This window comes from Aminobacter sp. P4_D5 (genome assembly GCF_056401815.1).
Genome location: NZ_JBFUIP010000199.1, coordinates 1 through 9417 on the forward strand (window position 1 = coordinate 1; position 9417 = coordinate 9417).

Annotated in this window: 9 protein-coding genes and 1 pseudogene; 9 read left to right on the plus strand and 1 reads right to left on the minus strand. The window is 62.6% G+C overall.

What is annotated here, in order from left to right; translation table 11 throughout:
- The 8 genes from AC1DWF_RS27430 to AC1DWF_RS27465 form a co-directional block, all read left to right on the plus strand.
- On the plus strand, window positions 1-601 hold a 601-nt coding region (locus AC1DWF_RS27430), incomplete at its 5' end, for a LysR substrate-binding domain-containing protein (protein WP_476842284.1).
- Window positions 602-773: 172 nt separating this feature from the next.
- Entirely contained in the window at window positions 774-2366 is a 1593-nt protein-coding gene (locus AC1DWF_RS27435) for an ABC transporter substrate-binding protein (RefSeq protein WP_476842285.1), read from the plus strand.
- A gap of 115 nt (window positions 2367-2481) precedes the next feature.
- The gene (locus tag AC1DWF_RS27440; RefSeq protein ID WP_476789055.1) at window positions 2482-3429 is read left to right on the plus strand and encodes an ABC transporter permease; all 948 of its coding nucleotides are present in this window, start codon (window positions 2482-2484) and stop codon (window positions 3427-3429) included.
- Entirely contained in the window at window positions 3426-4304 is an 879-nt protein-coding gene (locus AC1DWF_RS27445; RefSeq protein ID WP_476787294.1) for an ABC transporter permease, read from the plus strand. The genes AC1DWF_RS27440 and AC1DWF_RS27445 overlap by 4 nt, the downstream gene beginning before the upstream one ends.
- Entirely contained in the window at window positions 4301-5299 is a 999-nt protein-coding gene (locus AC1DWF_RS27450) for an ABC transporter ATP-binding protein (RefSeq protein WP_476804408.1), read from the plus strand. The genes AC1DWF_RS27445 and AC1DWF_RS27450 overlap by 4 nt, the downstream gene beginning before the upstream one ends.
- Complete coding sequence (locus AC1DWF_RS27455) at window positions 5296-6396, plus strand: ABC transporter ATP-binding protein (protein WP_476785148.1); 1101 nt, start codon at window positions 5296-5298, stop codon at window positions 6394-6396. The genes AC1DWF_RS27450 and AC1DWF_RS27455 overlap by 4 nt, the downstream gene beginning before the upstream one ends.
- 2 nt (window positions 6397-6398) lie before the next feature.
- A complete protein-coding gene (locus AC1DWF_RS27460) occupies window positions 6399-7394 on the plus strand; it encodes a succinylglutamate desuccinylase/aspartoacylase family protein (RefSeq protein WP_476785149.1) in 996 nt (331 codons plus the stop codon).
- 1 nt (window position 7395) lies between these two features.
- Window positions 7396-8463 (plus strand): peptidase C39 family protein, encoded by a 1068-nt coding sequence (locus AC1DWF_RS27465; protein WP_476789058.1) that lies wholly within the window; start codon window positions 7396-7398, stop codon window positions 8461-8463.
- A 103-nt stretch (window positions 8464-8566) separates the two neighbouring features.
- Here AC1DWF_RS27465 and AC1DWF_RS27470 read toward each other — a convergent pair.
- Window positions 8567-8770 (minus strand): annotated as a pseudogene (locus AC1DWF_RS27470) (ATP-binding protein); the annotation flags it as partial.
- On the opposite strand from AC1DWF_RS27470, the gene AC1DWF_RS27475 reads away from it, so the two are divergent.
- Window positions 8693-8866 (plus strand): hypothetical protein, encoded by a 174-nt coding sequence (locus AC1DWF_RS27475; RefSeq protein ID WP_476785152.1) that lies wholly within the window; start codon window positions 8693-8695, stop codon window positions 8864-8866. The pseudogene AC1DWF_RS27470 and the gene AC1DWF_RS27475 sit on opposite strands and share 78 nt — an antisense overlap.
- Window positions 8867-9417 lie beyond the last annotated feature (551 nt).

Genomic DNA, 9417 nt, shown 5'->3' on the forward strand with positions numbered 1-9417 from the left:
CCCCAGGATCGCGCTCAATTTGACGGCACGGACTTGGCCCTTCGACCTGGTCGAGGAAAACATCGACGTCGCCATCTATTTCGGCGAAAAACCATGGCCCGGCGGCCCGTCCGACCAGTTGATGGAGGAAGAGGTCATTCCGGTCTGCGCGCCTTCGCTGATGGCGCCGGATGGACCGGTGAGCCGCATTGCGGACCTCGGACGGGTCGCCCTGTTGCACCATCGCGCCCGGCCGCGCGCATGGAAAGACTGGCTCCAAAGAGCTGATGACACCTCGGTCAATCCTTTCCACGGCGTTCGCTTCGAACAGTTCGAGATGATCATCCAGGCAACCATCAGCGGCATGGGTATGGCGATCGTCCCAAAGTTCATGATCGAGGTCGAACTGGCTGACGGCACGCTGGTCGCGCCATTCGGCCGGCCGATGAAAAGCCCGGAATGCTATTTTCTCGTCTGCCCGGAACGGAAGAGCCATTTGCCGGCGGTGCAGGCTTTCAGGCAGTGGCTTTTGGACGAGGTGGCAGCGTCCAGGCGGCCACCGATCGTGGGTGACGAGGTGCCACGTCGCCTCCAAACAACAGTTCATTCCGTAGAGGAATGATTTGACGCAATCTTATCGTTTGAACGACCGTCGCCGGCCACCATACTCTTCAGCTCACGACGCCGGACATTTCGATCTCGGTTTTGACGCCAAGCCGTTCCTTCCAGGAGGCCGCTTGACGCTGGCCGAAGGTTTGCCGGAACGGCGTCCAATGACAAAGGGGAGTGAGTTAATGGGAATACTCGGAAAACGAGCCGCCGGATGCATCCTTTCGCTCGCATTGGCGACGACGGCTGCCATTGCGCAGGAGCCTGATACCGCAGTGGTCTTGCGCGTCAGTGATGCGGACCGCTACGATCCGCAGCGCTCCACCGCGCTGGCCGCCGCCGAAATCCTCTACATGGTCGGCGAAACGCTGGTGACGCTCGACCGCGATCTCAAGACCCTCCGCCCCGGCCTGGCGGAGCGCTGGGAGGTCAGCGCCGACGGCCTCACCTACACCTTYCACCTGCGCCGCGACGTCASCTTCTGCRAYGSCAAGCCYTTCACCGCAAAGGCCGTGGTCGGTACGATGGATCGCTGGCTCAATCCGGATTTCCCAGGCGTCAGCAAATGGAAGGCCGGCAAGGTCGAAAGCGTAAAGGCGCTCGACGACTACACCGTCGAATACAAGCTGAAGGAGCCATATTCGGAACTGCTGTACCAGATGACGCAGTTCAATTTCATTATCATCGACCCGGACCAGGCGAGTGCACTGAAGGATGATTTCGGCGTCGCCGCCTTCAACGGCACCGGAGCATTCTGCTTCCAGTCGTGGACGCCGCGCACCCAGACGGTGCTGACCCGTCACGATGGCTATCGCTGGGGCCCGTCCTTCATGACGAATCCGGGACCGGCAGAGGTCGCGAAAATCGTCTGGAAGATAGTGCCGGAAGAGGCAACACTTGCCGCCGCCCTGCAGACCGGCGAAGGCGACGTATCCTTCGCGGTGCCCGCATGGGCTCTCTCCCAGTTGCAGGCGACACCTTCAATCCAGCTGCTGCGGCCCGAAGCGGGCTTCCGCACGCACTATGTCGGCATGAAGATCACGCGCCCCGATCTGGGCGACAAACGCGTCCGCGAAGCGCTAAGCCTGGCAATCGACCAGAGCGCCATCGCCGACGCGATCTTCTTCGGCGAGGCCGATGCAGCCAGGTCCTACTATTCCGAGGCCGCGCGCGACTTCAATCCCAAGATGAAGCTGGACGCATTCGGCTATGACCCTGAAAAGGCCAAGGCGCTGCTCGACGAGGCAGGCTGGGTCTCCAGTGACGGCGGTGTCCGCATGAAGGACGGCAAGCCTTTGTCGCTAATTTTCTATGGTTTCACTGGCGATTCAGACAAGCAGATGGCCGAGACCATCCAGGGTGATCTGCGCAAGATCGGCGTCGACCTGAAGGTCGAGCTCTATGATCCAACGATCGTATGGGGCAAGCTGAAGACCCAGGATTTCGACCTGTACCAGATGAGCTATCCGTATCTGAGCGCGGGCGACGCTATGAACCTGTACTTCCTGTCGTCGAACATGCCCACCCCCAACCGGATGAACTGGAACGATCCCAAGACCGATCAACTGATCGACGCCGGCAACCGCGCGACTTCGGCGGAAGCACGCTTTGCCGCCTTCGCCGAGGCCGGCGCGATCATCCACGACGCCGTGTTGTGGAAGCCGCTGGTCAACGAAAAGCTGGTCGTGGTGGCCGGGCCGCGCGTTGCGCCGTTCAAGCCGCACGGCATCAGCGGTGCACCTCTCTACAACGGGCTGGATCTCAAGCTGGCGAAATGACGGTTGTGGTCCACCGCGCCCAGCWTGGCTGCTGGCGCGGTGGACCACTCGAACGCCGGGGATTTCGGGTAATGCCCAAAGTCCTTGAAATGATGCCCGCTTGGGAGAAGACAACGTGACGCGACAGCTCCTTTGGCGCTTGTTGACCTCGATACCTGTGCTGCTTGGTGTGCTTCTGGTCGGTTTCCTGATGCTTCAGGTCATTCCGACCGACCCCGCTATCATCATCGCCGGACCGTCGGGAACTGCTGCCGAAATCGAAGACATCCGCCGCCAGCTCGGCCTCGACGCCCCGATCATGATGCAGTTCTGGCTTTATCTGCTACGTGTCCTGCAAGGCGATCTTGGGCGGTCGATCATCAACAATGCGCCGGTCGCCGGAGAGCTTGTGACGGCGCTTGGGCCGACCATCGAACTGATGGTGGCTAGCCTGATCTGGGCGGTCCCTCTTGGCATCCTGCTTGGCACGCTTGCCGCCATGCGCCGTGGGCAGGTCTTTGACCGCGCCGTCACCGCGCTGTCGGTAGCAGGTGTTTCCGTCCCTGCATTCTGGGTCGGGCTTCTGCTGCTGCAGTTCGCAGCGTTCCGGTGGCAGCTGTTTCCGCTGCAAGGCCGGGGCGGGCCGCTGTGGACGCTCAACGGCTTGCATCATGTCGCACTGCCTGCGCTGACGCTGGGGCTGATCTTCATCGGGCCGGTAGCGCGGATGACCCGCACCGCGGTGGTCGAGGTGTTGGGCGCCGACTTCATCCGCACGGCCCGCGCCAAGGGCGCGTCGGAGTTCCGCGTCGTCACAAGGCATGCGTTGCGCACGGCGCTGATACCTGTGGTGACGCTGATCGGCCTGCAGATCGGCTCGCTGCTCGGCGGCGCAGTCATTGCCGAAACCATATTCGGCTGGCCAGGCATCGGCCGGCTGGCGGTCGGCTCCATCGTCTCCAGCGATTTTCCGATGGCCCAAGGCTGCATCATGGTGCTCGCCTGCGGCTTCATCGTGGTCAATTTCGTCGTCGATGCACTCTACGGCCTGCTCGATCCCCGCATCCGGAGCAAGGTCCGATGAGCACAGACGTCACCGCCCCCCAAACGGCAAATCTCGCGGGTACTTCGCGACCGCACCTGCTCCGGCGCCTCGCCCGCGATCCTCTGGCCCTCATCGCCCTGATCTTCCTGGTCGTGATTGTCGTTGCGGCCATTCTTGCGCCCGTGCTGTCGCCGTTCGATCCCTACGACACCAATCTCAGGATGCGGCTCCGCCCACCCGGCGGCGAACATCTGCTAGGCACCGACACCCAGGGGCGGGATCTGCTGACCCGCTTGCTCTACGGCGCCCGGACAACGTTGGCACTCGGATTTGCCAGCATCGTCGTCGGTAGCCTGGTCGGCACCAGCATCGGGTTAGCCGCCGCCTTCTACCGCCGGCTCGAGGGTCCGCTGATGCGGCTGGTCGACATCCTTTTGTCGTTTCCGTCGATCCTGTTTGGCCTGGCCCTGGCGGCAATGCTGGGCGTCGGCATGGACAGCCTGGTCATTGCGCTCGGCCTGTCTGCTGCGCCGCCCATCGCCCGTGTCGCTCGCGCCACTGCCGCCTCGGTGATGCAGGCGGAATACATGGATGCCGGCCGCGTCATCGGCCTGTCCGACGGCGCCCTGATCCGGCGCTATCTGTTGCGCAACTGCGCCGCCCCTATCGTCGTCTACTGCTCGTTGCAATTCGGCGAGACGATCCTTCTCGCCGCGTCACTTGGCTTCCTCGGCCTTGGGCTGCAACCGCCGACGGCGGAACTCGGCAGCATCGCCGCTGAAGGGCGCAGTTTCATCTTCCTGGCACCGCATGTCTCGACCGCAGCTAGCCTGCTGATCTTCATGATCGTGCTGTCCTGTAACCTGCTGGGGGATGCGTTTCGCGACCTCACCGACCCGAAGCTGCAGCGATGACCCCCAACGTACCCCTGATCGAGGTCCGCGGCTTGCGGGTCGGCTTCCACACCTCGGGCGGCACGGTGGCGGCCGTCGACGACATCGACTTCACCGTCCGTGCCGGCGAAACCCTGGCGATTGTCGGCGAGTCCGGCTCGGGCAAGAGCGTCATGTCGCTGTCGCTGCTGCGCCTGGTCCCGAGCGCAATCACTGCCGGCGAAATCCTGTTTTGCGGCGAAGACCTGTTGACCAAGCCGGCCCACGCAATGCGCGAAATTCGCGGCGGGCGCATCGGCATGATCTTCCAGGAGCCCAACACCTCGCTCAATCCGGTGCAGACGATCGGCGACCAGATCGTCGAGGCGATCCAGTTGCACGAGGCGGTCGGCAAGGCGGCAGCGCGCGCCCGGGCGGTCGAGGTGCTGGAGTTGACAGGCATCCCCTCGCCCAAAGCTAGAATGAAGAGCTATCCGCACGAGCTCAGCGGCGGCATGCGCCAGCGCGCGATGATCGCCATGGCGCTGGCTTGCCGGCCCGAACTCTTGATCGCCGACGAACCGACGACAGCGCTCGACGTCACCGTGCAAGCCCAGATTCTCGACCTGATGCGCGAGCTCAAGGCGAACAGCGGTGCGGCCATCATCCTGATCACCCATGATCTCGGCGTGGTTGCTGAAATGGCCGACCGCGTCGCTGTCATGTATGCCGGCCGTATTGTCGAGATCGCGCCGGTCGCCGATCTCTTTGACGGGCCGGAGCACCCCTACACGATCGGTCTGCTCAGCTCGATGCCTTCGATCGATGGCGACAGCGAAGCGCTGACACCGATCGAAGGCAGCATGCCCGACCCGCTGGCTTTGCCTGCCGGTTGCCGGTTTCAGCCGCGCTGCCCCTTCGCCATCGCGCGCTGCGCCGTCGAGGCGCCGCCACTGGAAACTGTCAGGCCTGGCCATTTGTCAGCTTGCTGGCGCACGCCCCTGCTGGAAACCTTGACCCGAGGAGGACAACAATGACGCCGCTCAACAACGCGGGCACGCCGCTGTTGCGGGTCGATGGACTGAGCAAGAAGTTCAGCGTCACCGGCGCCTGGCCATGGCAAAAACGGACGCTGAGCGCTGTCAACGACATCAGCTTCGGCATCGATCCCGGCGAGACCCTGTCTCTGGTCGGCGAAAGCGGCTGCGGCAAATCCACCGCCGGGCGCATGCTGGTCGGGCTGACCGCGCCGAGCGCGGGGCGCATCCTGTTCGAAGGCGAGGATCTCTCCGGCCAGTCCGCCAGCCAACAGCGCGCCATGCGGCGGCGCATCCAGCTGATCTTCCAGGATCCTTACGGCTCGCTCAACCCGCGCATGACCGTCGGCGAGCTGATCGCCGAGCCTGCTCTGTTGCACGGGCTGGCCGACCGCCGCAGCGCCCATGACAGGGTTGCCGAGCTGCTCGGCCTTGTCGGTTTGGCCAAGCGGCATGCCGGGCGCTATCCGCATGAATTCTCCGGCGGGCAGCGGCAGCGCATCGGCATCGCTCGCGCGCTGGCTGTCGAACCCAGGCTGATCGTCTGCGACGAGCCTGTCTCCGCGCTCGACGTCTCGGTTCAGGCACAGATCGTCAACCTGCTGCAAAGCCTTCAGGAGCGCCTGGGCCTGAGCTACCTGTTCATCTCTCACGGCCTGTCCGTCGTGCGCCACATCAGCCATCGCGTTGCAGTGATGTATCTCGGCAATATCGTCGAGATCGGGCCGAAGGCGGCGATCTTCGACCAGCCATCGCATCCCTACACGAGAGCGCTTCTCGCCGCTGCACCAGTGCCGCGGCCGGGCGCCCGCCAGGCCAGCGTTGCGCTGGCCGGCGATATGCCAAGTCCGCTCGATCCACCTTCGGGGTGTCGCTTCCATCCGAGGTGTCCGTTTGCGATCGAGCGCTGCCGACGGGAAATCCCTGATCTTTCGCCTGGCGGTGACGGGCGGCTGGTGGCTTGCCACCGCTGGCAGGAAATCCCTGCCTTCCAGGCAAACACGTCCGCCGCGCAACACGCCCCGAAAACAACCCGGCTGCTGGCGCTCTATCGTCAGGCAGTCGCTAATTCCCACTCCCGCGTGAGCAGCACCTGAAGATGTCGACGCAAATCTGGACACGTCTGGACTATGAACGATCGGGCAAGCAGATCGGCAATCTGCATTTCCCACATTCGGTTCATCGCTCCGCCTATGGCACGATCACAATCCCGGTCGGGGTCGTCGCAGGCGGCAAGGGCCCGACGATGCTGCTCACCGCTGGCACCCATGGCGACGAATACGAAGGCCAGATCGCGCTGACCAAGCTGCTGCGGACCATCGATCCTGCCTCGATCAACGGACGGCTGATCGTCCTGCCGATGCTCAATGCGCCTGCGGCACTTGCCGGGTGCCGTGTCTCCCCACTCGACGGCGGCAATCTCAACCGTGCCTACCCGGGCGATCCCCTGGGTGGACCGACAGCGGCGATCGCCGACTATGTCAGCTCCGTGCTGTTGCCTCTTGCCGATTTCTATCAGGATTTCCACGCCGGCGGTTCGTCGCTGAACTATCTTCCATTCGTTTCAACCCGCCGCAGCGGCGATCCCGAACTCGACAACCGCGCTTTGGCGGCTGCGCGTGCGTTCGGCGCTCCGCACCTGCAGGTCTGGGGATATAGTCCCGACCCCCGGCTCTCGACCTCGGAGTCAAACCGCCAGGGCATCATCTCGCTTGGCGGTGAGTTCGGTGGCGGCGGGACGGTATCGCGGCGAGGCCTGGCACTCATCGAAAACGGCATCCAGCGCCTGCTCGCCCATTTCGGCATGGTCGAGCAGACATTTGCCGAACCCGCGCCTCCAGCTATCGAGTTCGAGGTGCTTGGGCGCGACTACTATGTCTATGCGACCGAGGACGGCGTGTTCGAACCCATGACCGATCTCGGAGACCGCATCGCGCCCGGCGCCCTCTGCGGCATGATCCATGCGGTGGACGATCCGGCGCGCTCCGCGACACCTCAGCATTTCGACATTTCCGGCATCGTCGTGTGCCAGCGGCACCCCTCGCTGGTTGTGCGCGGCGATTGCCTGGCCCATCTCGCAACTCCRAGGATCTGACATGGCCGAGCCCATCAACGTCACGCAACTTCTCGATGGCCGCGAAGCACCGCAAGCGCTGCCGGCTGCCATGGCGGAGCACCTTGCGGCAATCCAGTCGGCGCGTGGCCGCATCGTTTTCATTGCGCACCGGGGCGATACCATCGTGGGGCTGCTGATCGGGCGCCGGCGCCGCACGGCAACGATGCTGCGGATCTCCCATTTCTGGGTCGACGCCGCTGACATTGACCCCAGTGCTGTCGGCAGCGAATTGGTATCGGCATTGGAGCAGTTGTCCCTCGACAGCGATATCCTGACCTGGCGCATCGCTGCGGTTTCAGGGGAAGACGATATCCCTACAAGCTTGAGAGGGCTTGCCGGCATCGCCGCCGCAGGGCCAGGCGCGACATATGCCGAGCGTCGACTGCGGAACGATGGGCCAACTGCAAGCTCGAGGACGCCGATCTATACCCAAACAACCGGTTTCACCTGTGGCTCTGCCTCGCTGATGATGGCTTTTGCCGGCCTCGATCCTTCATCCGGCATGGATCGCCTTCTAGAACTGGCGATGTGGCGCGAGGCAACGACCGTGGTGTCGATGGACGGCCCTGGCGGCTGCGATCCGTACGGCCTGGCGCTTGCAGCAGCATCGCGCGCTCATGCGGTGAAGGTGTTCATGAGCACATCGGAGGCGATCCTCATCGATCGCGGCAACACCGAAGCCAAGCGCGACCTGATGAAGTTTGTTCAGGCCGACTTCAAGAGCCGCGTGCTCGACGCGGGTATCAAGGTCGAGCCGCGTGCCTTCACCATCGCCGAACTGCGCGACGCTATAGCTGGCGGTTCGATCGCCGTGGTTTTGATCGATCAAAGGGAGACGCATGGCCGGACGGCCCCGCATTGGGTTGTTGCCCATGCGGTCAGCGAAGAGTATTTCCTCGTCAACGATCCATGGTTCGAAGTCGATGCGCTCGAAAACAGCGCCGATGTCGTCGACCTGCCGATCCGCGATGCCATGTTCGATCGCATGGCTTGGTACGGAGAACCGGCCTATCGCGCAGCTTTGATCATCGAGCCGACGGCAACTTGATGCATCGCGGCCGGATTTGGCGGCCCTGACCGCGCCTGGAGCACAGGCTGTTGATTTGCACTGAGAAGTGACCCGGCATTTGCGCCGAGAATTGACTCGCCTCTTACGTATGTTTCGGGTCSGTGGTGGTGGTCCAGTTCCTGCATTTCTCCCTTGTAGTTTTGGGTTCATGGGCTGAGCTGTTCTTGAAGCGGAAGCTGTCGTTTCCGGTTTCGAGGATGAGGCAGTGATGGGTAAGCCGATCGAGCAAGGCGGTGGTCATCTTGGCGTCGCCGAAGACGCTGGCCCACTCGCTGAAGCCGAGGTTGTTGTTCTGGAATGTAGCTCGAGCAACCCTTCGCAGCTTGTCGAACAGATCGAGTTTCCGGTCTGCCTCTTCGATCTTCCGGCGCTGCGTAGCTAGCCGACCCAACCCAAATTGGGCTGGCTCTCTATCCGAGGCCAGATCTTAGGTAGCCAACGCTCCAAGCACCGCTCTTTCATTTTCGCCCCTGGCCCACGGCCCGGGGTTTTCTTTTGTCTGGATCGCTCCGGCGCTCGGATAGAACAGGAGTCTGAGCCAACTTTGTATGAAGTTCTGGCGAGCCCGCAATGCGCCTCAAGAATATTGCCTAATTAAATCAAATATTTAAATAAAATATTGAGTGAGAAATAGCGACGCGTGAGGCTTGCGCGGACCCCCAAAAATATGTTCCTGAAGGCCAATGTTGTGTTCTTGGGTGCGCGCATCCCGCACTTTTCGCGAAACAATCATCTTTTGGCAGGAAATTCTGACAGCATCGGCATCGGAACGAAATAGGAACATAAGTCTTGAGAAGTCATTTCACATCGCGCTAACTTGCCGACGATGAACATCGCCATCCGTGATTCGCTAGAAGAACTCTGTTACCTGTCCAAGCTGAACGACGGACAGCGTGCCGCGGTCCTGCATGGCGAAGGGGCGGTGTCCCGCCC